Origin of the sequence: Nocardia vulneris (assembly GCF_001613425.1) — a bacterium.
In the GTDB taxonomy this organism is placed as follows: domain Bacteria; phylum Actinomycetota; class Actinomycetes; order Mycobacteriales; family Mycobacteriaceae; genus Nocardia; species Nocardia vulneris.
The window spans coordinates 1-26522 of sequence record NZ_BDCI01000011.1 but is presented as its reverse complement, the minus strand read 5'-3'; the positions used below and the strand labels follow the sequence as shown (position 1 = coordinate 26522).

25 protein-coding genes are annotated in these 26522 nt (G+C 69.1%); 14 read left to right on the top strand and 11 right to left on the bottom strand.

Features of this window, described 5'->3' with window-relative positions:
- Positions 1-678: a TetR/AcrR family transcriptional regulator C-terminal domain-containing protein gene (locus NVU01S_RS14485; RefSeq protein WP_043683570.1), complete on the top strand. Its 678-nt coding sequence runs from the start codon at positions 1-3 to the stop codon at positions 676-678.
- On the opposite strand, the gene NVU01S_RS14480 is transcribed toward NVU01S_RS14485, so the two are convergent.
- Together NVU01S_RS14480 and NVU01S_RS14475 are read right to left on the bottom strand one after the other, a co-directional pair.
- Positions 675-2387, bottom strand: coding sequence for an ABC transporter ATP-binding protein (locus NVU01S_RS14480; protein ID WP_043683567.1), 1713 nt, complete (start codon positions 2385-2387; stop codon positions 675-677). The genes NVU01S_RS14485 and NVU01S_RS14480 overlap by 4 nt on opposite strands.
- Positions 2384-4216: an ABC transporter ATP-binding protein gene (locus NVU01S_RS14475; protein WP_043683563.1), complete on the bottom strand. Its 1833-nt coding sequence runs from the start codon at positions 4214-4216 to the stop codon at positions 2384-2386. Before NVU01S_RS14475 ends, NVU01S_RS14480 begins: the two co-directional genes overlap by 4 nt.
- Positions 4217-4325: 109 nt before the next feature.
- On the opposite strand from NVU01S_RS14475, the gene NVU01S_RS14470 reads away from it, so the two are divergent.
- Positions 4326-4664, top strand: coding sequence for a S24/S26 family peptidase (locus NVU01S_RS14470; protein ID WP_043683560.1), 339 nt, complete (start codon positions 4326-4328; stop codon positions 4662-4664).
- Here the strand turns inward: NVU01S_RS14470 and NVU01S_RS14465 are convergent.
- From NVU01S_RS14465 to NVU01S_RS14455, 3 genes are all read right to left on the bottom strand, one after another.
- The gene (locus NVU01S_RS14465) at positions 4654-5304 is read right to left on the bottom strand and encodes a response regulator transcription factor (protein WP_043683556.1); all 651 of its coding nucleotides are present in this window, start codon (positions 5302-5304) and stop codon (positions 4654-4656) included. The genes NVU01S_RS14470 and NVU01S_RS14465 overlap by 11 nt on opposite strands.
- Positions 5301-6479: a sensor histidine kinase gene (locus NVU01S_RS14460; protein WP_043683552.1), complete on the bottom strand. Its 1179-nt coding sequence runs from the start codon at positions 6477-6479 to the stop codon at positions 5301-5303. The genes NVU01S_RS14465 and NVU01S_RS14460 overlap by 4 nt, the downstream gene beginning before the upstream one ends.
- A 189-nt stretch (positions 6480-6668) precedes the next feature.
- Complete coding sequence (locus tag NVU01S_RS14455) at positions 6669-7124, bottom strand: hypothetical protein (RefSeq protein WP_043683549.1); 456 nt, start codon at positions 7122-7124, stop codon at positions 6669-6671.
- Between the two features lie 175 nt (positions 7125-7299).
- Here NVU01S_RS14455 and lanKC point away from each other — a divergent pair, with 175 nt between their 5' ends.
- From lanKC to NVU01S_RS14440, 4 genes are all read left to right on the top strand, one after another.
- Positions 7300-9918, top strand: coding sequence for a class III lanthionine synthetase LanKC (gene lanKC / locus NVU01S_RS14450; protein ID WP_043683545.1), 2619 nt, complete (start codon positions 7300-7302; stop codon positions 9916-9918).
- A 304-nt stretch (positions 9919-10222) separates the two neighbouring features.
- The gene (locus tag NVU01S_RS45230) at positions 10223-10348 is read left to right on the top strand and encodes a hypothetical protein (protein ID WP_256656750.1); all 126 of its coding nucleotides are present in this window, start codon (positions 10223-10225) and stop codon (positions 10346-10348) included.
- A 193-nt stretch (positions 10349-10541) separates the two neighbouring features.
- Positions 10542-11807, top strand: a complete 1266-nt coding sequence (locus NVU01S_RS14445) for an MFS transporter (RefSeq protein WP_043683542.1) — start codon at positions 10542-10544, stop codon at positions 11805-11807.
- Complete coding sequence (locus NVU01S_RS14440; protein WP_043683539.1) at positions 11807-13840, top strand: prolyl oligopeptidase family serine peptidase; 2034 nt, start codon at positions 11807-11809, stop codon at positions 13838-13840. The genes NVU01S_RS14445 and NVU01S_RS14440 overlap by 1 nt, the downstream gene beginning before the upstream one ends.
- An 18-nt stretch (positions 13841-13858) precedes the next feature.
- Here the strand turns inward: NVU01S_RS14440 and NVU01S_RS14435 are convergent, their stop codons facing one another.
- Positions 13859-14434: a TetR/AcrR family transcriptional regulator gene (locus tag NVU01S_RS14435; RefSeq protein ID WP_043683535.1), complete on the bottom strand. Its 576-nt coding sequence runs from the start codon at positions 14432-14434 to the stop codon at positions 13859-13861.
- 178 nt (positions 14435-14612) lie between these two features.
- On the opposite strand from NVU01S_RS14435, the gene NVU01S_RS14430 reads away from it, so the two are divergent.
- Positions 14613-15632, top strand: coding sequence for a hypothetical protein (locus tag NVU01S_RS14430; RefSeq protein ID WP_043683531.1), 1020 nt, complete (start codon positions 14613-14615; stop codon positions 15630-15632).
- 181 nt (positions 15633-15813) lie between these two features.
- Positions 15814-18132, top strand: a complete 2319-nt coding sequence (locus NVU01S_RS14425; RefSeq protein WP_156162023.1) for a TerD family protein — start codon at positions 15814-15816, stop codon at positions 18130-18132.
- Between the two features lie 26 nt (positions 18133-18158).
- On the opposite strand, the gene NVU01S_RS14420 is transcribed toward NVU01S_RS14425, so the two are convergent.
- Entirely contained in the window at positions 18159-18398 is a 240-nt protein-coding gene (locus NVU01S_RS14420; protein ID WP_043683523.1) for a hypothetical protein, read from the bottom strand.
- Positions 18399-18633: 235 nt separating this feature from the next.
- On the opposite strand from NVU01S_RS14420, the gene NVU01S_RS14415 reads away from it, so the two are divergent.
- Positions 18634-18849, top strand: coding sequence for a helix-turn-helix transcriptional regulator (locus NVU01S_RS14415; protein WP_043683520.1), 216 nt, complete (start codon positions 18634-18636; stop codon positions 18847-18849).
- Positions 18850-18922: 73 nt separating this feature from the next.
- On the opposite strand, the gene NVU01S_RS14410 is transcribed toward NVU01S_RS14415, so the two are convergent.
- A complete protein-coding gene (locus tag NVU01S_RS14410; RefSeq protein ID WP_043683517.1) occupies positions 18923-19888 on the bottom strand; it encodes a GlxA family transcriptional regulator in 966 nt (321 codons plus the stop codon).
- Between the two features lie 96 nt (positions 19889-19984).
- On the opposite strand from NVU01S_RS14410, the gene NVU01S_RS14405 reads away from it, so the two are divergent.
- On the top strand, positions 19985-20728 hold the full coding sequence (locus NVU01S_RS14405; RefSeq protein ID WP_043683513.1) for a DJ-1/PfpI family protein: 744 nt from the start codon (positions 19985-19987) through the stop codon (positions 20726-20728).
- Between the two features lie 28 nt (positions 20729-20756).
- Here NVU01S_RS14405 and NVU01S_RS14400 read toward each other — a convergent pair whose 3' ends face one another.
- Positions 20757-21137 (bottom strand): hypothetical protein, encoded by a 381-nt coding sequence (locus NVU01S_RS14400; protein ID WP_065652206.1) that lies wholly within the window; start codon positions 21135-21137, stop codon positions 20757-20759.
- 376 nt (positions 21138-21513) lie between these two features.
- Here NVU01S_RS14400 and NVU01S_RS14395 point away from each other — a divergent pair, with 376 nt between their 5' ends.
- The 3 genes from NVU01S_RS14395 to NVU01S_RS14390 all read left to right on the top strand — a co-directional run bounded on the left by NVU01S_RS14395 (position 21514) and on the right by NVU01S_RS14390 (position 23072).
- The gene (locus NVU01S_RS14395; protein ID WP_043683506.1) at positions 21514-21765 is read left to right on the top strand and encodes a hypothetical protein; all 252 of its coding nucleotides are present in this window, start codon (positions 21514-21516) and stop codon (positions 21763-21765) included.
- 277 nt (positions 21766-22042) lie between these two features.
- Positions 22043-22198, top strand: coding sequence for a hypothetical protein (locus tag NVU01S_RS44195; protein ID WP_167829474.1), 156 nt, complete (start codon positions 22043-22045; stop codon positions 22196-22198).
- A gap of 157 nt (positions 22199-22355) precedes the next feature.
- Positions 22356-23072, top strand: a complete 717-nt coding sequence (locus tag NVU01S_RS14390) for a hypothetical protein (protein WP_043683502.1) — start codon at positions 22356-22358, stop codon at positions 23070-23072.
- A 6-nt stretch (positions 23073-23078) separates the two neighbouring features.
- Here the strand turns inward: NVU01S_RS14390 and NVU01S_RS14385 are convergent, their stop codons facing one another.
- Complete coding sequence (locus NVU01S_RS14385) at positions 23079-23969, bottom strand: NmrA family NAD(P)-binding protein (RefSeq protein ID WP_043683499.1); 891 nt, start codon at positions 23967-23969, stop codon at positions 23079-23081.
- An 83-nt stretch (positions 23970-24052) separates the two neighbouring features.
- Here NVU01S_RS14385 and NVU01S_RS14380 point away from each other — a divergent pair, with 83 nt between their 5' ends.
- On the top strand, positions 24053-24793 hold the full coding sequence (locus tag NVU01S_RS14380) for a TetR/AcrR family transcriptional regulator (RefSeq protein WP_043683496.1): 741 nt from the start codon (positions 24053-24055) through the stop codon (positions 24791-24793).
- A gap of 50 nt (positions 24794-24843) precedes the next feature.
- Here NVU01S_RS14380 and NVU01S_RS14375 read toward each other — a convergent pair whose 3' ends face one another.
- On the bottom strand, positions 24844-26319 hold the full coding sequence (locus tag NVU01S_RS14375; protein WP_063048126.1) for a cytochrome P450: 1476 nt from the start codon (positions 26317-26319) through the stop codon (positions 24844-24846).
- Between the last annotated feature and the right edge of the window lie 203 nt (positions 26320-26522).

Sequence of the window (26522 nt, the reverse complement as noted above, 5' to 3'; positions counted from 1 at the left end):
ATGCCCCCAGCAGCACGTCGTGCGAAGAGCGCAGGCCGGCCACCCCGGTTGTCCCTGGAGGCGGTCGTCGCCGCGGCCACCCGCATCCTGGAGTCCGAAGGGTCGGAGAAGCTGTCCATGCGGCGCCTGGCACACGAACTCGGCACCGCGCCCATGGCTCCCTACTACTACGTGCGCGACAAAGACGAACTGCTCCTGCTGGTGCTGGAGACGCACGCCAAAGGCCTTCCGCGCCCGGAACTTCCGGCCGATCCCCGCGCCCGGCTCATCGCCACGGCGACTCTGCTGTTCGAACTGCTCGCCGAGCGCCCGTGGATCATCGAGGTATTGACCGGCGACGACCTGATGGCCGATTCCGCGCTCTGGTTCGTCGAGATGATGCTGGGCGCGGCGGTCGACTACGGTTGCACGCCAGCGGAAGCCGTCACCGTGTACCGCACGATCTGGTACTACATCGTCGGCAACCTGATCGTGCGGGTGCACCGGGAACGACGCCGGGCCAGGGGCGCCGACGTCTACGAGGAACAGGCCATCGGCGCCGTCCCGGCCGACACCCACCCGCATCTCGCGGCGGTCGCGCAACGCTGGCCCGAACTCACCGCCCGGGATTCGCATCGCGAGGGTCTGACCGCGATCGTCGACGGCCTGCTCGCGACCTGCGGAGGAGACCGGACCTAGCTCCCGGCGGGGGCGAGCGACAGCCGCCAGAAATCGGCGTACCGGCCACCGCGGCGCAGCAGTTCGTCGTGCGTGCCCTGCTCCACGATCCGGCCGCCGTCCAGGAAGACGATCCGGTCGGCCCGCTGCACGGTCCGCAACCGATGCGCGACCAGCACCACGGTCCGTCCCGCCAGCAACCGCTCGATACCCTCGTGTACCGCCGCCTCGTTCACCGGGTCCAGCGCCGACGTCACCTCGTCCAGCAGCACGATCGGGGCATTCTTCAGCAGCGCGCGAGCGATCGAAACCCGTTGGCGCTCACCGCCGGACAGCAGCGCACCACCCTCGCCGACCGGCGTCGCCCAGCCCTCGGGCAGACGCTCGATCACCTCGTCCAGGCGCGCCGCGGTCGCCGCCGCCCGCACCGCGTCCGCGTCGGCCCCGGGACGACCGAGCCGCACGTTGTCCTCGATGGTGCCGTCGAAGAGATAGACGTCCTGGAAGACGATGGCGATCTGATCCATGAGCACCTCGGTGCTGATCTCGCGCACGTCCACGCCGCCGACGCGCACCGCGCCCCGGTCCACGTCATAGAACCGCGCGAGCAGTTGCAGCAGGGTGCTCTTGCCCGCGCCGGACGGTCCGACGACCGCGAGCCGCCGACCGGTCGGCACCGAGAGCGACAGCTCGTCGATGAGTGTGCGGCCGTGCCGACGGAATGTCACCGCGTCGAACTCCAGATCATGATCGCGGGGCTGGACCGGGGCAGCGGGCTCCGGCAGCGGCGCGGTACGCAACACCGCGTCGAGCTGGGCCAGTTCCGCCCGCGCGCCGCGCATCTTGCCGCCGATCTCCGCCAGGGCCAGCAGCGGATCCGCGCAGCGTGCGGCCAGCACCAGGATCACCAAAACCTCTGCCGCGCCGACTTTTCCCTGCAAAGCCAGATAGGCGCCCAGTGCCAGCAGCGCGGTGAAAAACGCCTGCACCGTGAGCGTCAGGCCGAGAATGCCGGGCAACGCCGACAGCGTCGACCGCCGCGCCGCGCGCTGCACGCCGGACAGTGCGTCGTCGAGTGACCGGAAGCGTTCGCCCGTCCGGCCACCCGCCCGCAGTACCGGCTGTGCCTGCAGGTATTCGATCACGCGTGCGGTCGATTCGGCGCTGCGTGCCGAGCGTTCGGCGTCGGTCGCGGCCATCGAGCGCCCGGTCCACACCTGCACCGCCGCCACCACCGGCGCGGCGAGCAACGCCGCCAAGCCGAGCTGCCAGTTGAACGCGAGCATCACGACCACGATCGTCAACGGCGTCACCAGCGCGGAAATGAAGGGCGACAACAGATGTGCCGCCACGCTCATCGCCTGCAACACGCCCTCCCCGGCCAGCACCGACACCTCCCCCACGCGGCGAGAAGTGAACCAGCCCAGCGGCAACCGGGCCAGATGATCGCCGAAGCGGTGGTACACCCCGCTCAGCATCGCCGTCCCGACCCGGAACCCGGACAGGTCGCTGCGATAGCGCAGCAGCGCGTAGGCCGCGACCGCGGCCCCGAACGCGATCAGCCACGGCCACGCGTGCGCCGGAGCGCGCCCGAACAACGCCCGCAGCACCGGCACCAGCAGCGCGTAGGACAGTCCCTCGGCCACCGCGGTCACGGTCATCAGGGCGACGGTGCGCCGCATCGGCCGGGCGTATTCATCCCCGAGCAGGTGCAACAGCATGCGGATCATCGGAGTTCTCCTTGCAGTGCGCTACCGTAGGTTTCGATCTCGTCGGTGAGCGCGGCTCGGTGGGATCGCCAGAATTCGGCGAACTTGCCGTTCTGGTCCAGTAATTCGGCCGGACGACCACGCTCGACGATGACGCCGTCGTCGAGTACCGCGACGCTGTCCGCATCGGCGACGGTCTCCAGCCGGTGCGCGATCACCAGCATTGTCCGGTCGCCGCTCGAGGTCGCGAGCGCCGTGCGCACCGCGTGTTCGGTCTGCGGATCGGCGAACGCCGTCGCCTCGTCCAGCACCAGCACGGGGGTGGCGGAGAGTAGTGCGCGTGCGATCGAAATCCGTTGCGCCTCACCGCCGGACAGCTTCACGTCCACGCCGACGACCGAGTCGTACCCGCGGGGCAGTTCGAGAATCCGGTCGTGGATGTTCGCCAGCCGCGCGATGCGCTCCACGTCCGCGCGGTCCGCGTGCGGCACCGCGAGCGCGATGTTGTCCGCGATCGACGCACGCAGCAGGCGGACGTCCTGGAAGACGAAGGCGACCCGCCGATACAGCTCCGCGCTGCTCAGGTCGCGCAGGTCGACACCGCCCAGGGTGACCGAGCCGTGGGCCGGATCGAAGAACCGCGGCAACAGCTGCACCAGCGTGGACTTGCCGCTGCCCGAGGGGCCGACGAGCGCGGTGACCGTCCCCGGTTCGAGCACCAGATCGATGCCGCGCAGCACCTCACGGTCGGCACCGTAGCCGAACCTGACGTCCCGCAGTTCGACCCGATGTCCCTGCGGCACAAGCGGTTGCGCGGGTTCCGGCAGCGGCGGCACCGCGAGCACCGCTTTGATCCGGCCGACCGCGCGACCGGCGGCCTGCAGGTCGTCGAAGCCGTGCCCCAGGGCCGCCACCGGCGCGGTCAGTCCCAGCCCGAGCAGCAGGAACGGGAGCAGATCCGCCGGTGCCAGCGAACCGTTCGTGATCAACGCCGTGCCGCCGAGCAACAGCACCAGCAGCACGAACGGCGGCGACAACGCCAGTTGCATACCCGCCGCGATACCGGAGACGCCGAACACCCAGCGCCGGAACGTCTCGGTGAAAGTCTCTGCCGCCGTGCGGAACTCGCGATGCGCGCGAGCGCCGCCGCCGAACGCCTTGATCACCGCGATGCCCTGTACGAATTCGATGGCGGCACTGGAGATCCGGCCCATCGCCGCGTCGATCTCCGTTTGCTCCCGCTGCCGCTTCGCCGTCATGAACAGCGGCACGTGCGCGAGGGCGAGCAGCACCGGGATCATCGCGATCAAGGTGAGCCGCCAATCGATGGTGAACAGGTAGACCAGCGAAACCAGCGGCACCACGAACGCCGCGACCAGTTCACCCGGAGCGTGCGCGATGAGCGGGTGCACCGCGCTCACGTCCGGCCCCACCACCTTCGCCAGCTCACCGGTCCGCCGGCGGGAGAACCAGCCGATCGGCACCCGCCCGAGTCGCGCCGCCAGCAGGCGGCGCAACGACAGTTGCACCCGCGCGTCCAACAGATGCCCGACCCCCGACGACGCCCCGGTGAACAACAGTCGCACCAGGAGCCCGCCCGCCCCGATCAGCACCACCGCCCACCCATGACCTTCGTCGACCGGCATGGGCGACAACAGGATTCGCCCCAACTCCACCACCGCGAGCAACGGCGCCAAACCCGCCACCGCCCCCACGATCTGCAACACCGCGACCAGCGCGAAGGCGGGCACATAAGGCCGCACCAACCCCGCCACCCTCGGTTCCGTTCCGCCGCCGTCCGCCACCGTCGCAGATCGCTCGGTCGCCGCAGCGAGGTCGATGGCGTCCATCCCGCCTCCTCATTTTCGTACGCGTATAAACAGACTACAACGCCTCCCCTCCGTCGGCGACTCCGCAAAATGACTTGCCTCGATCCAGGCAAGCGTCGACCCTGAGTCCATGGGGGCGTTGGACGCAATGGCAGCACGGGTGGCCCGCGGCGAGACCGTGCACTTCCGCCCGCGCGGCTCCTCCATGGTCCCCCTGATCCGCAGCCGCCAACTGGTCACCGTCGCCCCCGTAGACCCCGCCCGCGTAGAAGTGGGCGACATCGTCCTCGCCCGCGTCGCCGGCACCGTCTACCTTCACCTCGTCACCGCTGTCGACGGCCCCCGGGTCCAGATCGGCAACAATCGCGGCCGCGTCAACGGCTGGACCACCCACCCCCGAATCTTCGGCCTCTGCACCGCAGTCGAAGGCACCCCCCGCCGCAACATCGCGAACAAGGTCAGGTCATGAGGCCGCTCTGGTAGGCGAGGACGACGGCTTGGGTGCGGTCGCGGGAGGCGGTTTTGGCGATCACGTGGGCGACGTGGGTGCGGGTGGTCGCGGGACTGATGAACAATTCGGCGCTGATCTCGGCGTTGGAGCGGCCCAAAGCCATGAGTACGAGCACTTCTCGTTCTCTGGCGGTCAGAGCGGCGAGGGCGGCGGGGGCGGTGACCGCGCGGGGGCCCGCGCGGCGCAGCGCGCCGAGCACGCTGCCGACGATCGCGGGATCGAGCCACCCTTCGCCGGCCGCGCAGCAGCGCACGGCCTGGGCGAGGTCGGCGGGGGCTGCGTGTTTGAGCAGGAAGCCGCTGGCTCCCGCGGCGAGCGCCTCCTGTACGGCGGTGTCTTCGTGAAAGGTGGTGAGCACCAGGACCGCCGGCGCGTCGGGGGTGCTGGTGATCGTCCTGGTCGCTTCGATACCGTCCAGCACCGGCATCCGCAGGTCCATCAGAACCACCTGGGGCCCCAGGGTTTTCACGGCTTCGATGGCGGCGGCGCCGTCGGCGGCCTCGCCGATCACCTCGAGGTCGGGGGTGGTACTCAGCAGCAGGACACACCCTGCTCGCACCAGCGCCTCGTCCTCGGCGACGACCACGGTGATCGTCATGACACCTCGATCGACGCGTGCGCGGGCAGGGTCGCATGCACGCACCAGCCGTCGGCTTCCGGCCCGGAGGTCAACGCGCCGCCCAGCGCGTCGAGGCGTTCACGCAGGCCGAGCAGCCCGGCACCGGTCGACAGCGCCGCGGCGGCGGGTGCCGCGGTGCCGCCGGAGCTGCGCACGGTGAGGTCCAGGGTGCGCTCGGTCCAGGCGATACCGAGCGTGACGGTCGCGCCGCGACCCGCGTGCTTGGTGACATTGGTGAGGGATTCCTGGACGATCCGGTAGGCCGCGAGATCCGCGTCGGGGGTGAGCGGCCGGGCGGTGCCGGTGACGTCGAGGTGCACCGCCAGGTCGGCGCGCCGCGCGGCTTCGAGCAATCGTTCGACGTCGGCGAACCGGGCCGCAGCCGTGCCGTCCGGCTCGGGTGAACGCAACAGGCCCAGCATGGAATGCAATTCGGTCATCGCCTGGGTGCCCGCCTGCTCGATCACCTCCAGCGCCTGCTGCACGCGGCGGTCGGCGTCGGCGGCGAAGACGCGGGCCGCGCCGGCGTGCAGAATCATGCCCGCCACGGCACCGGTGACGCTGTCGTGTAGTTCGTGCGCGAGCCGCAAACGCTGTGCGGCGAGCGCTTTTTCGGCCGCCGCGGCGAGTCGCTCCTGCTCGGCGCGGGCATGCTGTTCGCGGGCGTGCGCCAATCTGCCCAGGCCCCAGGCGATACCGAGGAAGACCGTCCACGCCAGCGCGGCGGCCAGGAAGCCGCGCAGCTGGGATTCGGCGGGTTCGGCCTGCGCGAAACGATAACTGAACAGTCCGAGTGGCAAGGCGGACGCGACGAGCACCAGCCGTGCGGTGACCCCGGGTACCCGGCCGGCCACCGCATAGCTCGCCACCAGCAAGAAAGCGAACGGATAATATTCCGGGACAACAAGATTGATGCCGGTGTACAGCCACGCCACCAGCCACACCCGCACCGGGAACCGGCGCCGCGCCAGCAGGGTCAAGCAGAGACCGGCCACGGCGAGCGGGATCACCCACAGCGGCAGCGTCGCACCACCGATCAGGCGCTGCTCCCCGTGCCAGAACGCCAGATCCACCGCACCGGTGACGGATACCAGCGCGACATCGACGGCGCGACCCCACCGCGACGCGATCCTGGTTTGCCGCTGCTCCGTCACGACCGACCGGCTTTCCCGGCCGGGCGCCCGCCGTCCGCGACCGCTCGGTACCGGCCGCCGCACACCGCTCGGCTCGCCGATATCTGCCGCGTCATGAGCAGCAGTTTCCCACGAATCAGGTCGGCGGGTCTGCGGTTCTACCGGCTCTCACCTGCCGAGATGGTGTCGCGGACGGGCGAATTCGTGGGATCAGCCGCCGAATAGCCGGAAGATGAACCGCAGCGGGTCCTCCACCGGGATCTCGGGCAGCGTCGGCGGTGGCGCTTCGGCGAGCACCACGCGCACGGCCGCGACGATCTCGGCGGTGCTCGGCTGTACGAACCGCGGAAAGCCCAGCGGATCTTCCTGCAGCACCACCGGCACGCCGCGCACCGGCGCAGCGGAGAACGCGGCGAGCTGCAGCAGCACCAGTTCGGCAGCATCGGGCACCACCCGGACCTGCGCGACATCGATGACCTCGGCAATACCGTCCTCGGCCGCGAACACACCGACCCGCAACGCCCGTGGCTGCTGCGCGAGCGCCTCGTTCAGCGGCGGGTCGACCAGGACGAATTCCGGTTCGATCAAAGTGCCCGCGCCGAGGGCTTCCCCCGTGGCACCGGCCGCGTCGACCGCGTACACCACGACCAAGGTCCGCCTCGTCATGGGCAGCAGTGTCGCACGAATCACCCTGCTACGACGGCGCGATGAGGTTTCTCGTCGCGGTGCGGTAGGCGCACGACACCGCACCGGGCCGATTCGCCACAGGGTGCTGTCCGGCCATTCTTGACTCGTTCGATTCCCCCGCCGACCAGGCCGAATCCGAGAGGACGTGACTCCAGTGAGGCAAGATACGGCGTTCACGTTCGCCCACCCCGACTACTACGAACCGTTCGACCGTACCGACCCGGGCAGGCGCTACAACCCGACCCGGCCGCCGCACGGCTGGACCCGGCGCGAGTCCGAGGTGTGGACGCACTGGACTCCCCCGCATACCGATCTGCCGGCGCAGGGCTGGAAGGTGCACGTCTCCACGGCACTCGGCTCCGCCCAGCAGGTACTGGACGTGGTGAGCACCGCGTGTGCCGAACTGGGCGTCGCCTTCAAACATCTCACCGGCAAGCAGTACTTCCTCTGGCTGCACGGCAAGCACGGCAGCCGCGTGCAGAGCGGCAAGTTCTGCGCGGTCTACCCGCCGACACCGCAGCTCGCCTACGCCCTGCTCGAACGGCTGGAACGCGAATTGTCCGGAGTCGCAGGGCCGTACGTGCTCACCGACCGGCGCTTCGGCACGTCGCAGTGCGTGTCCTACCGCTACGGCGCGTTCCGTCCGCGCCATCGCCTGCAAGCCGACGGCACGCGGGTACCGACCATGCTCGCGCTCGACGGCACCGAGGTGCCCGACGAGCGTCGCCCCGGCTTCCTGCTGCCCGCGGGCATCGCCGACCCGTTCGGCCCGGTGGCCGACGCGGACGGCGACGAGGACGTGCACTTCCACGGCTACACCTTCGAAACCGTGCTGCAGCCGAGCAACGCCGGCGGCGCGTATCGCGCCCGCCGCGCGGACGGCACCCCGGTCTTCGTGAAAGAGGCTCGCGCCCACAACGGTTACGCGGGCAACGAGGACGCGCGCACCCGGCTGGAGCGCGAGTACCTGACCCTGCGTGCCCTGCACGCCGCCGCACCCGGCCTCGCCCCCGCGCCGGTCGAGCTGTTCACCGAATGGGAGCACACCTACCTCGTCACCGAATTCGTGCCGGGCCGCACGCTCAGCAAATGGATGGTCGCGACGAATCCGCTGATCCACGCCGGAGCCGACCCGACCGTGTTCGCCACCTACTACCGGCGGTGCGCACACCTGCTCGCGCAGCTCACCACCCAGCTGGCCACCCTGCACGACCTCGGCTACGCCTTCGTCGACGTCTCCCCGGGCAACATCCTGGTCGATGCCGAGGATACGGTGCGCCTCATCGACTTCGAGGCGACCCAGCCCGTGGACCACCCGCTCGGCCTGCTCGGCACGCCCGGATACGAACCGCCGGAATCCCGGGCGCCCGGGGCCCGGGCGACGATCGATCCACTGCACGTCGACGCCTACGGCCTGCGCGCGATCGCGCAGCTGCTGATCTTCCCGATGCACGAGGCCGCCCGGCGCAGCCCCGAGACACTGGACCACCTGTACGCCGATCTGGCCGAATTGTGCGCTCCCCCAGCGGATTTATGGGCAACGGTGGCACAGTCGCGAACCGCGCACTCGGTGCGGCACCTGCCCTCACCCGGCGAAGTCCGTGGTGCGCCCGCGGCGGCGGTCCGGTGGTTGCGCGATCGGACGGCCGACGGCCTGACCCGCATGGCCGAACTCACCAACCCGCGCTGGGTGTATCCCACTGCGCCGGAGGGACATCGGACCAACACCTTGTGCGTGGCCTACGGCACGGCCGGCGTGCTGCACGCCTTGCGCGCCGCCGGGCGCGACATCGATCCCGCGATCGTCGAACGGTTGCGCGTCACGGCTCTGCGTGATCGGCACCGGACCGGACCGGGGCTGCTGTACGGCAACGCCGGAATCGCCTGGGTACTGGACGATCTCGGGGAGCGCGACGCGGCACTGACCCTGCTCGCCGCGGCGAGCGGCCACCGGCTGGCGACCGAGTCGCCGAGCTGGGGCGGCGGCGCGGCGGGCGTCGCGATGACGCACCTGTCGTTCTTCCTCCGCACGGGCGACACCGGCCACCTCGAGCAGGCACAACGACTGCTCGACGCGGTACCCGAGGGCGCTGCGCTGCGCCGAGCGCTGGGCCCGGACCATCCCTCCGGCCTCGCGCACGGCAGGCCCGGCCTCGCGCTCGCGCTCTACTACCTGTCGATGTGCACCGGCGCGCCGGAACCGTTCGAACGCGGGTTGCGGCTGCTGCGTGCCGAACTCGGGCACACCGAGCCGATTCCGGTCGGCGCGTTGGGCTTCCGGGTCTCGGACACCGACCGGCGCAACATGCCGTACCTGGCGTGCGGCAGCGCGGGCTACGCCCACGTCCTCGCCCGGTACCTCGGCCACCGGCCCGACCCGGAACTCACCGGCCTGTTGCGCAGTTGTGTTCGCGCCGTGAGCATTCGGTTCACCGCGGCGCCCGGGCTGTTCCAAGGCCAAGCCGGCTTGGCACTCGTACACGCCGACGCGGCGGCCCGATTCCCGGAAGAGAACTTCCTGCCCGACGCGGACCGCCGCGCGACCGCACTGTTCAAATACGCGATCGCGGACGGGACCGGCGTCCGCTGGCTCGGCGGCCTGGGACAGCGCCTCAGCGCCGACCTGGCCACCGGCTCCGCAGGCATCCTGCTGGCCCTCCAGCACGCCACCGGCGGCGTCACCGATCCGCTCTTCACCCTCGACCACGGCCTCGCCGAGCACCCCGCCCGGCCCCGGACCGCCCGTCCGCGAAGCGATTTCGAGAGGAGGTGAGCCATGACCAAGGTGCTGAAGCTCCAGCTGCACGCCGACCCCGAGCTCGGCGACGACGCGCCGCTCAGCTCGTACAGCGAGCACCACTGCAACCAGGAAGCCGAGGTGGTCTGAGCCTCGCGCAGCCGATCCGACAGCAGCGCGGAGGAGGTGAACGACATGACCAACGTGCTGAAGCTGCAGTGGCAGGCCCCGGCCGAGATCGGCGACGACACGCCGTTCAGCGCCACCAGCGTCCACCACTGCGGCCCGAACGACGACGACCAGTGACACCGGAACCACGCATAGAGAGGAGGTGAACAACATGACCAAGGTACTGAAGCTCCAGCTGCAGTCCGACCCGGAGCTCGGCGACGACGCGCCGATGAGTTCCTACAGCGAGCACCACTGCGGTGGCGGCCAGGGCGGCGGCTCGGAAGAGGTGCTGTAGTCCGATCGATCGCCGGGCGCGGGTGCTCCCCGCGCCCGGCGAAATCTCTTGTATCCCAGAAGGAAAGAAAACATGGAAAACCAGAACATGGTCGCGCTGGCGACCATGGGCACCGATGACGATCTGATCGACGACGCGCCGATCAGTGTGTTCTCCGTCGTCTACTGCGACGACGCGTATTTCGGGTGACGCGATGAGTACCTCAGCTACCGTGGCCTCACCCGAGGCCGATCTTCGGCGCTACCGGGTCGCGCAGGCGGCCTCGACGTTCGGCAGCACCCTCACCGGCACCGCGGTCTCCGTGGTCGCGGTCGTCGGTTTGGGCGCGGGGCCGCACGCGGTTTCGCTCATCGTGACCAGCGCGATGATCCCGCCGCTGGTGCTCGGCCCGGCGGCCGGGGTGCTCCTCGACCGGGTGCGCAGACCACGCCGGCTGCTCATCGCGGCCGACCTGGTCGCCGCGGCGGCGGTGCTGTGCTGTGCCGCCACGATGGGCGCGGGCGTGCTGACCGTGGCCGGACTGGCCGCGCTGTCGTTCGTCCTCGGCCTGGCCCGGGTGGTGATCGAAGGCTTGTACTTCGCCCACCTGGCCACGCTCGGGATCACCGATCTCGGCCGGGCGCGCGCCGGACTGCAGTCGACGACGATGCTGACCCGGTCGATCGGCGCCTCGGTCGCCGGGCCGATGGTCACGACGATCGGCGCGGCGGCGATGTTCGCCGGTGACGCGCTCACTTATCTGTTCAGCGCCTACTGCCTGACCAGACTCGACGCGCCCGACCGGCGGCAGACCGCACCGCGCAGCGGCTTCGGGCGCGAATTCCTCGACGGCGTAACGGCTTTGCGCGGTCACCCGCTACTGGCAGCATTGGCGATGTACCTGCTGGTGGGTGGGGCTGCGGCGGGCGGCACCGCCGCGTTGCGAGCGGTGTTCCTGCTCGACGAAGTCGCGTTACCCGTTGCGGTGTACGGAATTCCGGCGGTGGTGGCGACGCTGTTCGCCGCGGCCGGTGCGCTGCTGGCCCCGCGCCTGCACGCCAAGGCGGTGCCCGCCCGGCGGGTGCTCGCGGTCACGGTGCTCGGTGGCGCCCTCGGCACCGCACTGCTGCCGATGGCCACGGGACCGACGGCGATGCTGCTGCTCGCCGCCTGCCTCGGGGCGGCCGTGCCGATGTTCTTCGGTGCGGTACTCAATATCGCGCTGGTGACGGTAATGGGCGAGGGTGTCGGCGACGGGTACTTCGCCCGGGTCGGCGCGCTGCTGGCCACCGGGACCACGGCGGCGAACCTGCTCGGCGCGCTGCTGGGCGGCGTGCTGGGCGAGCGATTCGGCGCCCGCACCGGGATCTGGGCGTTCGTCGCCGTCGATCTCGTTGCTTCGCTTGTGTTCCTGCTGATCGTCGGCCGCACACCCGCCGCCCGCGACAGCGTTGCCGATTCGATGGCGAAGGTGGCGTGATGACTGCCGAATACCCCTATATCGCCGCATCCGATACGTGGGATGTGCTGCACGGCAATCGGATTCCCGACCCGTTCCGGCGGCTCGAGGATCTGGCAGACCCGGGCAACCGCGCCTGGGTGAGCTCCCAGCGCCAACTGGCCGACAGCTACCTCGACGCGCTGCCCGGTCAGGATCGGTTGCGAGAGGTGTTGCGCGGCATCATCGTCGCGGGGCCGACCGCGTCGCCGGTGAAATCCGGCGGCACTCGCCGGTTCCGGGTGGGCCGAACGCATTCCGCGGGACCGTGGCACTTGCAGGTCGCCGACGGCCCGCAGGGCGAGTGGCGGACGCTGCTCGATGCGACGGTGCTCGGGAAAGGTGCGATCCTGCGGCGCTGGACGCCCTCGCCCGACGGCCGGTTCGTCGCCGTGCAGGCCAGTGTCGGCGGCGCCGAGGACGCGACCCCGCTCGTGCTGCTCGACGCCGCCACCGGCACCGTGCGGCACACCTGCCCGCTGACCCGGTACGCACCGGTGGAGTGGCTGGCCGACGGCAGTGGCTACTTCTATGTGCGACGACACGAGAACGGTTGCGGCAGTGGGGTGTACCGGCATCGGGTGGGTACCGAGCTGGCCGACGACGAACTCCTCGTCGGCGACGAGAACCCCGTCGGCCGCTACCATCTCACCTTCTGGCACGACCGCTGGCTCATCGTCACCGGGCGGGCGGGGACCAGCCGGACCACGCGCGTCTCGATCGCCGATCTGCGCGAAGGGGGTTCGTTGCGTCCGCTCGAACTCGGCGGGCTCTCCTCCGCCGGGGTGGTGCTCGACACGGCGGGCCGTATCCTCGCGATCTCCACCGCCACTTGCGAATTCGGGCAGCTGCTCGTCGCCGAACCGCTGCCGTCGGGCGGGTGGGGCCCCTGGCGGGTACTGGTCCGGGCCGCGGAGCCCGCGGTGCTGGCCGCGTTCGCGCTGGCCCCGGCCGAGGACGCGGACCGGCTCCTGATCCTGCGCACCAGAGACGGCTACGCCGAACTGTCGGTGCACGACGCGGTGCGCGGCGACTGGTTGTTCGACGCCGAATTACCCGGCGCCGGAACGGTTGCGGGCATCAAATCCACCGACGAGCCCGGGGTGCTGGTGCTGAGCTACACCGACTGGATCCGGCCGCTGGGCGCCTGGCGACTGGACCTGCGGTCGGGACAGGTGTGCCCGACCGAGCCCATGTCCCACGAACTGCCAGGCATCACGGTCACCCGTGCGACCTACCGCTCCGCCGACGACACCGAGGTGCCCGTGACGGTGCTCGCACCCGCCGGACCACCGGTGCCCCGGCCCACGATCCTCAGCTGTTACGGCGGCTTCGGCATCACTTTCCGGCCCGGCTATCAACCGGACGGACTGACCTGGGTGCTGGCCGGCGGCGTGATGGCCATCGCCGGAGTGCGTGGCGGCGGCGAACGCGGGCGACGCTGGCACCGCGACGGGGCCGGCGTGCACAAGCTCAACGCGTTCGCCGACCTGCACGCGGCGGGCGACTGGCTGATCGAAACAGGCTGGACGCGGCGCGGCGCGCTCGCACTGCTCGGCGGCAGCAACGGCGGGCTGATGGCGGTCGGCGCCATGGTGCAGCGACCCGCGGACTACGCCGCGGTGGTCAGCGCGGGCGCTCCGCTGGACATGGTGCGCTACGAACGCTGGGGGCTCGGCCGCGCGTGGCGGGAAGAGTACGGCTCCGCCGACGATCCCGCGGCCCTGCCGGTGCTGCTGCGCTACTCGCCGTACTACAACGTCACCGCGCACACCGGGGAGTCACCGCGCCACTGGCCGCCCGCCCTGTTCACCACCGGTGACAGCGACACCCGCGTGCCGCCGGTGCACTCGTGCAAGATGGTCGCCGCGCTGCAGCGCGAAACCGGCGGCCCGGTGCTGCTCGACGTGATCGTCGGCAAGGGCCACGCGGGCGGCGGGCCGTCCTCGGACCGCGCGCTCATCTGCCTGCTCGCCTTCGTCGCCCAGCACACCGGATTGCCGCTCGAAGAATGAGCCGCGCACCGGCCGTCGTCACGATCCGGGCGACGGCCGCTCCGGTGGGCGGTCGAGGATGATGGCCGAGGCGCGGGCCAGCACTTCGTCCCGGGTGCGGCCGTTGTGGTCGGCGACGAGGAACTGGTTGCCGATGGCCGCGCAGAAGGCGAGCAGGCTGCGGGCCTCGATCTCGTCCGGATCGTCGCAGAAAGTGCCGATCGTGCTGCGCAGCAAGGCCATCCGCCGGTTGTCCACCCGGCGCAGGCGTTCGGCCACCGCGTCATCGCGGCGCGCCCAATCGCGAATCGCCAGGTCGATGGCCAGCAGCCGCTCCCTCGACAACGTCAATTGCCCGGCCAGCACGATCTTGACGCGCGGATCGTCCTCGTCTTCGACCCGGGCGAGCACGTCATCGATGCTCTCCCGTTCCCAGGTGTCCAGCATCTCTTCCAGCAGAGCGTTGCGGTCGGCGAAGTAGCCGTAGAAGCCGCCCTTGGTCACGCCGAGCGCCTTGGCCAGCACCTCGATGCGCACCGCGGCCACGCCGCGCGCGGCCAGCGTCTGCAATCCCTGCTCGATCCACGCCTGGCGTGGCGTGCGGGCCACGGCCACCTCGCAACTCCTCACTCGACTGCTCCGCTGTATACGTGACCGTATATCAACGCCGGACTGTGGCAAGGTCGCAAGGATGACGAATCGCTGGGTCGGTGTGAGCCGGCGGTCGGCAACCGGTCATCCTGCGATCACCGCAGGTTCAGGGCATGGCCGGAACCCGCTGTTACCGTCGGACATGACCTCCGAAGTGATCGCCAAGGCGAATTACCCCGGCGGAGCTGCGGTAGCCAGACGCTCGCCCGCGGATCGCGTGCGCGGCGTGACCGAGCTGCTGCTTTCTGCGTTACCGTCCGCCGCGGTGCTGACCGTGCTGCTCTACGGACTCGGCCGTGCGGTCGGCGTCGGCTTCCCCGGCGCGCTCGCCGCCGCGTGGTTCATGGTCTGCGCGGTCTGGAGTGCGGCGCGATTCCTGGTCCCCGACCAGCGCTGGCTGTTGCGGATCTTCGGGCTGCGGCCGCCCACCGACGAGGAACAGCTCCGGCTGACGCCCGCCTGGGAGAACGCCGCGCACAAAGTAGGTGTGCCCGCCGCGGCCTACACGCTGTGGGTCAAGAACGCGGACCGGCAGTTCCTGGTACCCGACCGAATGATCACCGTGCCACCCGAATCGCTGCAGCGGCTCCAGCCCGCGGAACTCGAGGCCGTGCTCGTGCATCAGCTCGCGCAACGCGTCCAGGGGCGATTGACGTTCTGGCAACTGATCTTTCGGCACTACAACCTGCCCGTCGTCTGGTTCGAACGGGCGTTGACCTCAGGCGTCGGCCTCAGCGCGATCGGCGAGGCGATCGCCCAGCCGATGCCCGCGCGCGGCGCCCGCGTCTTCTCCGTCGGCTGGACTGTGTTCAGCCGCGTCCTCGTCGCCTGTCCTGCCGTCGCGGCGGCCACCGTGATCATCGGCCTCGCACCGGCTTTGCTGCTGCGCCTGCTGCCCGAGCTGGCGGCGCTCGCGTCGCGGCCGGTCGCCGACCGCATCGAATACCGGACCGACCAGATCACCGTCGATCTGGGCTACGGTCCGGAACTCGGCGGCATCCTGCAGTACCAGCACGTCCCCGAACCGGCCCAGACCCTGCCCGATCTTCTCTCGGTATCCCAATTCTCACTGCGCACGCCGCCCGGCAAACGAATCGGCCGCATCCGCGATCGTCTCGATGAACTGGCGCGACGCTGGAACCCCCTCGTGCCCCGCCCCTGAACCGGCGGGTGCCGCGCCACGCACCACCACCGCCAGCTGATCTTGTCCGATCCGGGAAAGGCCCGGCCCCGGCCCCTTTTCCGGACGCTGTCGGCTGAGTGAACGACTGTTGGGGCCGAGGCATGGGCACGAGAATCAGGGGACGGCCAGACGCGGGCAGGGGTCGAGGGAAGGCGGGGCTGTGCAGCTCACTCGAGGGCAGAACATGCCGTTGCCGACGACCGCTTTCACGGTTCGACTGCGGATGGATCAGGGGAAGGTCCCGATCGATGTGTGCGCGATCGTATTCCCGGAAGATGCCCGCGCTGCGGTGGACGTGCTGTCCGCCGGGGCCGAGCGTGCGGGAATCCGCTTGTCGGGCAGCGATATCGAGTTCGACCTCGCCGAGCTGGACGGCGTGCTGCGCGTGGTGGTGCTGCTCAGCGACCGTGACACCGTGCCGCCGGTGGAACTCGTCGCGGTCGACGGCTCAGATCAGCCGCTGGCCGAGTTCTCGATGCCCGCGACGACCGGCGACCGGGCGACGATCGCCTGCGAAATCTATCTTCGGCAGCAGCGGTGGCGGATCCGTGCCGTCGGCCAGGGCTATCGCGGTGGGATAGCCGCGGCCGCAGCCGATTTGGGGTTCACCGCCGACACCACCGACCGGCGCGGCCCTACGCATACCCCGTCCACCGGCACCCTGCCCGACCTGCGCCACACGGTGGACGAACTGCAACGGACCGCGCCCACCCACCCGGCACTGCTGCCCGACTTGGCCGCGGCGCTGATCGAGCTCACCAGGCGACTCGACGCCGATGACGAAACCGTCGAAGCCGCCTTGACTTCCGAACGTGCCGTGGCGGTACTGGCGAAGCTGGCCGCCGACCAACCGGGTGAGTTCGAGGGCTCGTGGGCGATCGAACTGTGCAATCTGGGCGTCTATCTCTTCGAACTCGACCGCTTCGACGCCGCGCTCGAACACACCCGGCACTCGGCCGAGATCCTGGAGCGCCTCGCCGCCACGGACCCGGACCGCTATCTCGCTCCACTCGCGACCGCACTGTCGAACCTCTCGTATCGGCTCGTCGACGTCGGCCGCGAGACCGAGGCGCTGGCGCCCGTGCAGCGCAGCGCGCAACTGCGCGAGCACCTGGCAGCCCGGGATCCCGACACCCAGCTGCAGGATCTCGTGGTGACGATGGTGTCGTTGCGCGGCCTGCTGGCGCGGCTCGGGCATATCGAGCAAGCGATCGAGATCGCCTACCGGACAGCGCAACTCACCGAACAGCTCGGTGACGGGCAGGTCGGCTCCCGGGTCGCCCGCCTCAACGCGCTCGATCAGCTGGTCACGGTATTGATCGGATTGGCGCGTCCCGAGGACGCGATCGAACCGGCGCGCAGCTGGGTCGCCGTCGCCGAACAGCTCGCCACCGACAACCCGGTGTTCCGCGCCGCCCACGCGAAGGCACTCGATCAACTGGCCGCGGCGCTCGACCTGTCCGGTCTGCTCGCGGAATCGGTGCTGGAAAATCAGCGCAGTGTCGCCCGCTACGCACAGTTGGCCGCCGAGGAGCCGCAACGCTACCGCGCCGAGTACGCCTTGGCGTCGATGCGCTTGGGATTGCGGCTGGCGGATAACGGCGATCCCGACACCGCACTGGCACCGGCCCGGCGTGCGGTCGAAGTGTTCGAAAGCCTTGCCGCCGAGGACCCTTCGACCTATCGCCACCAATTCGCGCTGGCGTTGCACAATCTCATCGCGCCGCTCGGCAGCAGCGGGCGGACCGACGAGGCGTTGCGCGCCGCCCGCCAGGTCGTGCAGATCCGGGACGAGCTCGCCAGAACGAACCCGACCGGCATTGTCGACCTGAGCTATTCGCTGAACAACCTCGCCATTCTGCTGGGCGCAGTGGACAACACCGAGGCGATCGCCTGCGCACAGCGCGCCGTCGCACTGCTCGAACGAGCACCCGGCACCGACGACAACCAGCTCGACATCATGGCCAGAGCGTTGGAGACGCTCGCGAATCGACTCGACCACAGCGGATTTCACGCCGAAGCGGTCGGGCCCGCGCAGCGCTCGGTGGCTTGCTTCGAAAAGCTGGCCGCGGCACGGCCGGGGCCCTCCGGCGACCTGGCCCGCGCCTTGACGAACTTCAGCAACAAGCTGTCCGCCAACGACATGCACAACGAGGCGCTGGCGGCAGCACAGCGCGCCACCGCTCTGCTCGAGCAACTGGCCGCCGTCCAACCGGCCGCCTACACCCAATCACTCGGCTTCGCACTGCACACCCTGGGCGCCCGGCTGGCCGTACTCGGCCGTCTCACCGAGGCTTTGGGCCCGGCGCAGCGCGCCGTCGCCATCTTCGAACGACTAGCCGCCGCCCACCCTTCCGTCCACGCCGACCACCTCGCCACCACCCTCGACAATCTCGCCCGCATGCACCGCAACCTGGGACACCACCACGAAGCGGCCGAAGCCACGCACCGCGCCGAAGCCGCCCGTCGCCTTCGATGACGAATTCTGGTCCATAGCCGACTTACTCATGAAGTCTGTTTGCGCGGCCGGCCGCCGTGGCCCGGGCGGCGGGCATGCCATTCGTCGATGGTCTCGGGGAGCCAGCCGCGGGTGGTGCCACGGGGCACGGTGCCGTCGGCGTTCAGCGGGCCGATGATCGCGTCGGGCTCGGGTAGTTTGTAGTTGCTGAGTGCGCCCTGCTGTACGCCCAGTCGTTCGGCGACCTGGCCGCGACTGAGGTACATCGCCTTATTGCGTTCGGACATAGCAGTTTCGACTCCCGACTGAATCACACGTGGTGAGGTCGGCGGTGCTCGTCCCGGCGCGAATCAGCTCCCCCTTCCCCACCGTTAACCTAGTTCAGGTCGAATCATGTTGCAAGCCTCGATGTCTCGGCACGACCGGAACTGTGGTGCACGCCAAATCTCTTGTCGGTTAGGCGTTCCCGTTCACGACCACGATCCAGCCGTGCTGTTCGCAGCGGCCCGGTAGGTTTGGCGCATGGCTGAGATCACCGCACAGCAGTGCGTCGACATCCTGTTCGAGACGACAGGGCGGCGGATCGGACCAGGCACCTTCCGTTCATACGCACACCGGGGTTACGCCCCCGCACCGGTGCGCCATATCGGCCGGACTCCGGTGTGGGACGAGGCGGAGATCGTGGCATGGATAGCGGAGCGCCCCGGGCAGGGCACCCGCACCGATTTGAGCAACTGAGCCCCGACGGCCCGCTGGACGGCAATTGCGCACGGAGACACGGAATGCCGCGTCCGGGAGCGTCGATGGGGACTCAGGCGCGCTCGTTGCGGCGGGTAGTGCGACGATAGGCCGAGGGCGGGGTCGCGAAGTGGTCGAGAAAGGCTTGACGGAGGGTTTCGGTGGAGCCGAAACCGCAGCGGCGGGCCACCGCGGCAAGCGGGAGGTCGGTGCCGGCCAGCAATTGGGCTGCGGCTTTGGTGCGCACCGCCCGCACGTAACGGCTGGGGGTCGTGCCGAGGTGGGTGTCGAACAAGCGGGTGAGCTGGCGGGTGCTCAGGCCGACCCGGCCTGCCAGTGCGGGAGTGCCCAGGTCTGCATCGATATTGCCGGTGATGTGGCCGATCAGATCGCCGATCACACGATGTTCGGGCGGCGACGCGGCGACGTACATGCTGACCTGCGCCTGATTGCCGGGTCGTTGCAGGTAGACGACCAAGCTCTTCGCGATATCGCGGGCCAGGGTCGGACCGTGGTCTTCTTCGATCAGCGCGAGGGTCACATCGAGTGCGCTGGTCACCCCCGCCGCGGTGTAGACCGGGCCGTCCTTGATGAACAACGGCGCGGGATCGACGGTGACCAGCGGATACAGCCGCGCCAGATCGGCCGCGAATTCCCAATGTGTGGTCGCCCGTTTGCCGTCGAGCAGTCCCGCGGCGGCGAGCACGAACGCCCCTGAGCAGATCGAAACGATCCGCCTGCTCGAGGCGGCCAGCCTGCGGATATGGGTGAGGGTCGGTCCGTGCGTGGTCACCCAGCTGCTGCCGGGCCCACCGGCGACGATCAGTGTGTCGAGCGGACCGTCGATCCGATCGATCCGGTACGACGCGAGCAGGCTGAGCCCCGAACTGCATCGCATCGGCCCCTCGTCGATCCCGGCGAGGCACACCCGATACGACGGCCGCTCGGCTGCGCGATTCGCGAAATCGAACGCCTCTGTGGTGCAGGCAATTTCGAGCAGGGCCGCGTCGGGATAGCCGACGACGACAACTTTGCGCATACCGCCGACCCTACGCCGACCGGCCGATGGACATGGTTCGCAGGATTTCGGACAACGCTCCCCCACCGCACCGTCGCTCGCGCGATCCTGGTGTGCATGACGGAGGAGACGAAGACCATTGCGTGCGTGCTGTTTCCGGGCGTCGACCCGCTGGATCTGATCGGGCCGATGCAACCGCTCGGCGTCCTCGGCCACGTGCTGCCCGGCTGGCGCATGGTGGCCGTGGGCGAGCAGCTGACCGCGTACGAAACCGACGGCGGCCCTTTGCGTCTAACGCCGAGCCATACGTTCGCCGAAGTGCCTGCGCCCGACGTGCTCGTGGTGCCCGGCGCTTCGACACCGCTGTTTCGCGCGATGTCCGACCGCGTCCTGACCGACTATGTCCGCTCCGCCGCCGAGCATGCGCAGATCGTCGCCTCGGTGTGCTCGGGGTCGCTGCTGCTCGCCGCGGCGGGGCTGCTCGACGGGCGCAAGGCCACCACGCACTGGACCGCCTTCGATCTGCTGGCCGAGTTCGGCGTGCACCCGGTGCGGGAACGCTGGGTGGAAGACGGCCGATTCGTCACCGCGGCAGGCCAATCCGCCGGTATCGACATGGGCCTGTACCTGGTCGAACGGCTGGGTGGTACCGATATCGCCAGGCTGACGCAGTACGCGATGGAGTACGACCCCGAGCCGCCACTGGGCAGGCTCGACTGGCGGCAGGCGCCGCACGAATTCTTCGATCCGTTCGTGCAGGAATGGGTCACCGACGGACTCGCCGACAATCCGGAATTGGCAGCGGCTTTGCTGGCTCGCGCGCGGGCAGGGCAGGCCCTGCGGCAAAGCACCGCCCAATGAGCGGCACGGCGTGGTGAACCAGCCCCCGTCAGGGCTGTTCGGGATCGACTCTGCGCGGCTTGGCCACGCGCCGGATCCCGGCGGCCGGGGCATCCCGTTTTCGTCGCTGGGCGGCGAGATCGACGACACTCGCCTCGTGCTCGCCTGCGCCGTCCTCGACCGGGCCGGCGTCGAGCGGCCATTCCCCGGTTTCGCGCTGCAGTTCCGATCGCATGACGGGTCTGGTCGGGGCGGGGTCGAAGACGGTGCCCGGCGCCTGCCACGGTTTGCGCGCGGGTTCCCCCGCGTCGTGCTTCATGCGTCGCGGACGGTGTGGCAGCCGGATCAGCTTCGACTCGCCGTCGCTCGCGTCGGGCTGATCGGTCTCGGCCGCCCGTAGGCCTTCTAGCTTCCGGCGTACCCGTTCCACCGCATCGAGCCTCTCTTCGCCGGGCCCCGGCGGGGAACCCCGCTCCGGCTCGTCCCGGTCCGACATCGTCCTAGCAGCCCGTGGGTGCGACGACACCCGTCGGCACCGCGGATCGAGCTCTGAAGATTTTCCTGATTGCGTCACTCACGCCCGTATTCTCTCTCAGGACGTCCGGGCGTCTCGCTTCCCCTCGGGTTCCGGGCGCGATCGCAGGTACCGCGACGCAGACCTCCCGCGCGTTCCGGGCCACCCGGGAAGCCTTGTGACAAAGACCACGGCGAAGGTTGCAGGATATTTGCTAACGCCGCGACCTGCGGTTAGCGATGGTCTCCAAGTAATCGCTGATCACATCTGTGCAGGATCGTCAGGAGGAACCATGAAGAAGACATTCGCCGCCCTCACCCTCGCCACCGCTGCCGCGTTCACCCTGGCCCCGGCCACCGCGAACGCTTCGCCGGGCAGCGGCCCGGGCTGGGACCGTCCGATCCCGCCCGCGAGCCCCGCCTGCCTGGCCATCCGCCCCACCCTCGACGGTTTCGCGGCCTCCGTCTACGACAACGCGGTCCTGCACAACATCGTCATCCCGCCGATCAACCTGGTGCTGCGCGCCGTATGCCAGGACCGCTGACCCGGTCGATTCGAAAACCCTGGCCGCATAGGCCGGTTCGCTCCCGTCGGCGCCCCGGCCTATTGGTCTGAAAAAGCCTGGCAGCGCGCAGACCCACCCGCTCTGCACGGGGCCCTGCGCCGACTCCTGGAGCAGCGCAAAGCGGTGATGGCGAACAATTCCGACTCCGGCCCGGACGCGAGACCCACCGACATCGCCGGCTGAGGTTTCGCCGCGCCTGGTGATCGAAACGTGCCGGCGGGGGTATTGCGAGTCGACCTACTAGAGGAGGTTGCTCATGCATCGCGCGAACGAGGTCGACGACAACGAGACGGACGAGCCGAAGGGCGGACGGCCGGGTCCTACCGATGAGGGCCGCGACGGGGGGATGGCGACGCGGGAGATCGCACCCGAGTTGACCGAAACCGAAAGTGCACAGGAACCTCCGGACTGAGCGCACGAGGACTGCGCGCGACCGGATCCGTCTCGCGGCACCGCGTCAATCCGGGCTGACCTCGATCGATATCGGGGGTTTCCCGGATCCCGCGACCGGTCGTGGCTACTTACGCTGAAAACTCCATCTCGACTTTCGGAAGGGCGGGCCGAAAATCATGTCCCAGCAGATCATCGACAAGCCCCGAACGCTGCGCGGCAAGGCAGCGGGCGTGCTCGCAGTGCTGGGCAGTCTCTGCGCGATCGCCGCCGGAATGATCCAGTGGCGGCAGGATATTCCGCGGGGCGATGCCCTCGGCGTCTTGGCCTACGTCGAGGGCAGGCCGTGGTTTCTCGCCGCATATCTCGGCATCCTCGGCATGGTCTGCTGGGCGGTCGCGTTGTCGACGGTCGGCCGAACACTGGCCGATCCCGCCGCCCGTGCGCTCGCGCGGATGGTCGACCCGATCATGATCGTCGGCGTCGCGGTGTTCTCGGTCGACTACGCCCACGATGGGGTCACGACCGGAGTGCTGGCCCGGCAGTGGGCCGACGACGAGCGCACGGCGGCGCAAGCGCAGGCCACTTACCAGGTCGTCGAAGGGCTCGTCGGCGGGACGACCATGCTCGCCCATGTCCTGATCGGGTCTGCGCTCACCGGTTACGCGGTCGCGCTGCTGCGCAGCCGCCAATTCTCCCCCACCCTGTGCTGGTTCGGGATCGTGCTCTCGTTCGGCTGGTTCGCCGGCGGGTCGGCGCTGTTCCTGCGACTGCCGGGAGCCGGATTCGAGTTCTTGCTCCCGTTCACCAGCGCGGTCACGATCTGGCTCGCGGTGCTGGGAATCATGGTGCTGCGCAACGCATCGCGAGCCGCACGCCAACCGGCGGCAGCGTAGCGCACGTCACCGGCGTGCCGATCCGTTCCCACTGCCAGGCGCCGAGAACACCGCACCCAGCACCGCCGCGAAGTCCGTCGGCTCGCGGTCGATCAACTGCGCCAATGTCGGGTCGACCGTGGCGAATTCACCGGCTCGAGCGGCGGCGAAGATGTCCACCATCATGTCCGCCTGTGCCACCGGAACACCGTGGCTCAGCATCCGCTGGTGGAATTCCGCGTCGGATACGGTGACGCGCTTGATGGTTCGGCCCGTCAGCTCGGATGCCAACGCGGCGATCTCTTCGAAGTCGATGGCCTGCGCAGCGGTCAATGGCGGTGTGGGACCGTCGAATCGGGTGTCTCCGGCCAAGATCGCCGCCGCCGCGTCGGCGAGGTCGGCGTGTGCGGTCCAGCTCACCGGACCGTCCGCGGGCAACACCAGTTGCCCGGTCTCGGCGGCCTGCCCGAGAAACCGCACCGCGCTCGTGGCGTAGAACCCGTTGCGGAGCGAGGTGAACGGCACGCCGCAGGCGCGCAGCATCCGCTCGTCGGCGGCGTGATCGCGGCAGGCCTCGAAGCGCGAGGTCGGCGCGGCACCCATATGGCTGGTGTAGAGGATCCGCCCGGCACCTGCCGCGACGGCTCCCGCCACGGCCGCTCGATGTTGACGGACGGCCTCCGCACCGAGCTTATCGACCGAGACGACCAGCACCTGCTCCGCATCTTCGAAGGCGTGGGCGAGGCTGCCCGGATCGGTGAAACTGCCCTGCCGCACACGCACTCCTCGCTCGGCCAGGTCCTGGGCCCTGCGCGGATCGCGGACGCTCACACCCACGCGGTCGGCGGGCACCCGCGCCAGCAGGCGCTCGACAATCCGCCGTCCCAGCTGCCCGGTCGCTCCGGTCACGATGATCATGAACTTCTCCCGATTCCATTGGAAACATCAATGCATTAACAATGATACTTCCGATGGAAACCGTCAACCGTTATCGTTGTTACATGACTTCGTCCCCCGCTCCCCGGAACAGCACCGCGGAACCCGACGGCACCCCGACCACGCGCGAACAGCACCGGCAGCGCGTCATCGAAGCCGCCGCCGACCTGCTGGAGCGCGGCGGCCGGGACGCGGTCACCACGCGTGCGGTCGCCGACGCGGCAGGCCTGCAACCCCCGGCCATCTACCGGCTGTTCGGCGACAAGGACGGACTGCTGGAAGCGGTGGCGCAGTACGGTTTCGCGAAGTTCGTCGCGAGAAAACACCTCGACCCCGACCCCGCCGACCCCATCGAAGACCTCCGCGCCGCATGGGATCTCGCGGTCGAGTTCGGTCTGTCCAACCCCGCGCTCTACACCCTCATGTACAGCGAACCCGCGGGAACCGAATCAGCCGCGTTCCGAGCCGGACTGGAAATCCTGCGCGCACGGGTCCGCCGCCTCGCCGCGGGCGGCCTGCTGCGGGTCGACGAGCAACTCGCGGCAGGCATCATCCACGCGACCGGCCGCGGCGCCGTCCTGACCTGGCTGTCCCTACCGGGCGCCGACCGCGACCCAGCCCTGCTCACCGCACTACGCGAAGCCATGGTCACCGCGATCACCACCGAACGCCCGGCCGTCCAGGACCCCGGCCCCGCCGGCGCCGCACGCGCCCTCCGCGCCACCCTCCCCGCCGAAACCTCCCTCACCCCGGCCGAACAACACCTCCTCCACGAATGGCTGGACCGACTCGCCACCGAGCATTGACCCCGCGCCGCGACTGGACAACAAGCAGAGCAACGCTGGTAGCGGCTCTGCTACGAGCGCCGAACGTTCCGCTCGGAGCGCAGTGATTCGGCTGTGGGAAGCCGCTTTCGGAATCGGAGGCGGAACCCACGAGGCTTCAGGGTGATTTGCTCCCCCACGTCGAGCCGGTAGCCGGGCTCGGCTTCGAAAGTGAAGGCGTGGGTGATGTGGGCGAGAGCGAGAACTATTTCGTGATAGGCGAATTGGCGGCCGATGCAGGCGCGGGCACCGGTACCGAACGGCTTGTATGCCTTCAGAACGTTGGGGTCGAGCTTGCGTAGGTTCTCCGGTAGGAACCGATCGGGATCGAACTCATCGTGATCGGACCCCCAGCCCGGATCCCGATGCGCCGCAAGGGTCAGCACGAAAACCCAATCACCTTGGCCGAAGCTGTAGCGGCCGCCACCGATCGTGGTGTGCTGCTTAGCTTCTCGAAAGTACCCCGGCGCGATCGGCCACAGTCGCATCGTCTCATCGACTACCCGGCGCAGGTAGCGAAGTTTCGCGACGTCCTCGTAACCGATCTCGGGCCGTTCGCGGTCCGGCCAGCGCTCATCGACTTCGGCGCGGGTTTTGGCCGCGACGTCAGGATGGTTGGCCAAGAAGTAGAGGACGAATGCGAGGACTCCCGCCGAAGTTTCGTGACCGGCCACCAGGAACGTCAGTATTTGGTGTCGGATGTTTTTTTCATCGAGTTTGTCCCCCGAGACAGGATCGGCGGCGTTCAACATCGACCCGAGCAGATCATGGGTGCTATCCGGGTCTTCGCGGCGACGTGTGGCGATGACATCGTCGACCAGCTTCTTAGCGAACGCAATATCTTTGGCCTGCTGTTCGACGCGCCGGCGCGGGAACTTGTGCAGCACCGGAGGCAGATTGGCATTGCGATTGACGAACTGCAGTCCACGAGTCATCGCGGCGACGAACGGATGTTCATCTGCTTCACCGCGCGTGAAGGAATCGAACGAATAGCTGAAGCCGGTGCGGCTGATCACTTCGAGAGTGAACTTGTTGGTGTCTTCGGCTACGTCGACCCAACGGCTTTCCCGTTCAGACCAGTAGTCGATGAGCTCCGCGACTGTGTCGGTCATGCTCTGGTGATAGCTACGCATGGCCGCCTGAGTGAAGGCCGGAGCCAGGATGTTATGCGCTGTACGCCAAGCGGGTTCGTCGTTGTATGCCGTGAACAGACCGTCGCGAGCGATGGGCCGCATCAATCTGAACAGCGGGCTGAGGTTCTTCGTCCAGTACTCTTCGTTGTTGATTTCCGCGAGGAGGTCTACGCCGGAAACGATGACAATCGGGTACGTCACGATCAGTCGTTCGTAGATGGGGCCGAGGCGCCGAGCGTCGTGCATCGCGGCTTGCGTCGGCTTGCCCGGCCGGACCGTGAGCAGATCTCCGAGCAACGGCAACCGGTACGGCGGATGTGGTAGCCGATGGCCGGACGGTCGCGACGCATCAGTCAACTGGCGCTCCTTGTTCATTGGTCGCGGCTACGGTAGCGGCCGCGACGATGGCTTTGGCGCCGGCCCACCGGTCCGCCAACTCGAGCAGTAGCTGTAGTTCCGAGTTCAAGTCACCGCTTGCCGCGGGCGCTCGCGGCGCCGTACTCGCAGCGAATGGATCAGGTTGTACTCCAATATTTTTCGCTCGCAGAGCGTGCGCGACGGAGATCTCGTATGCCGTC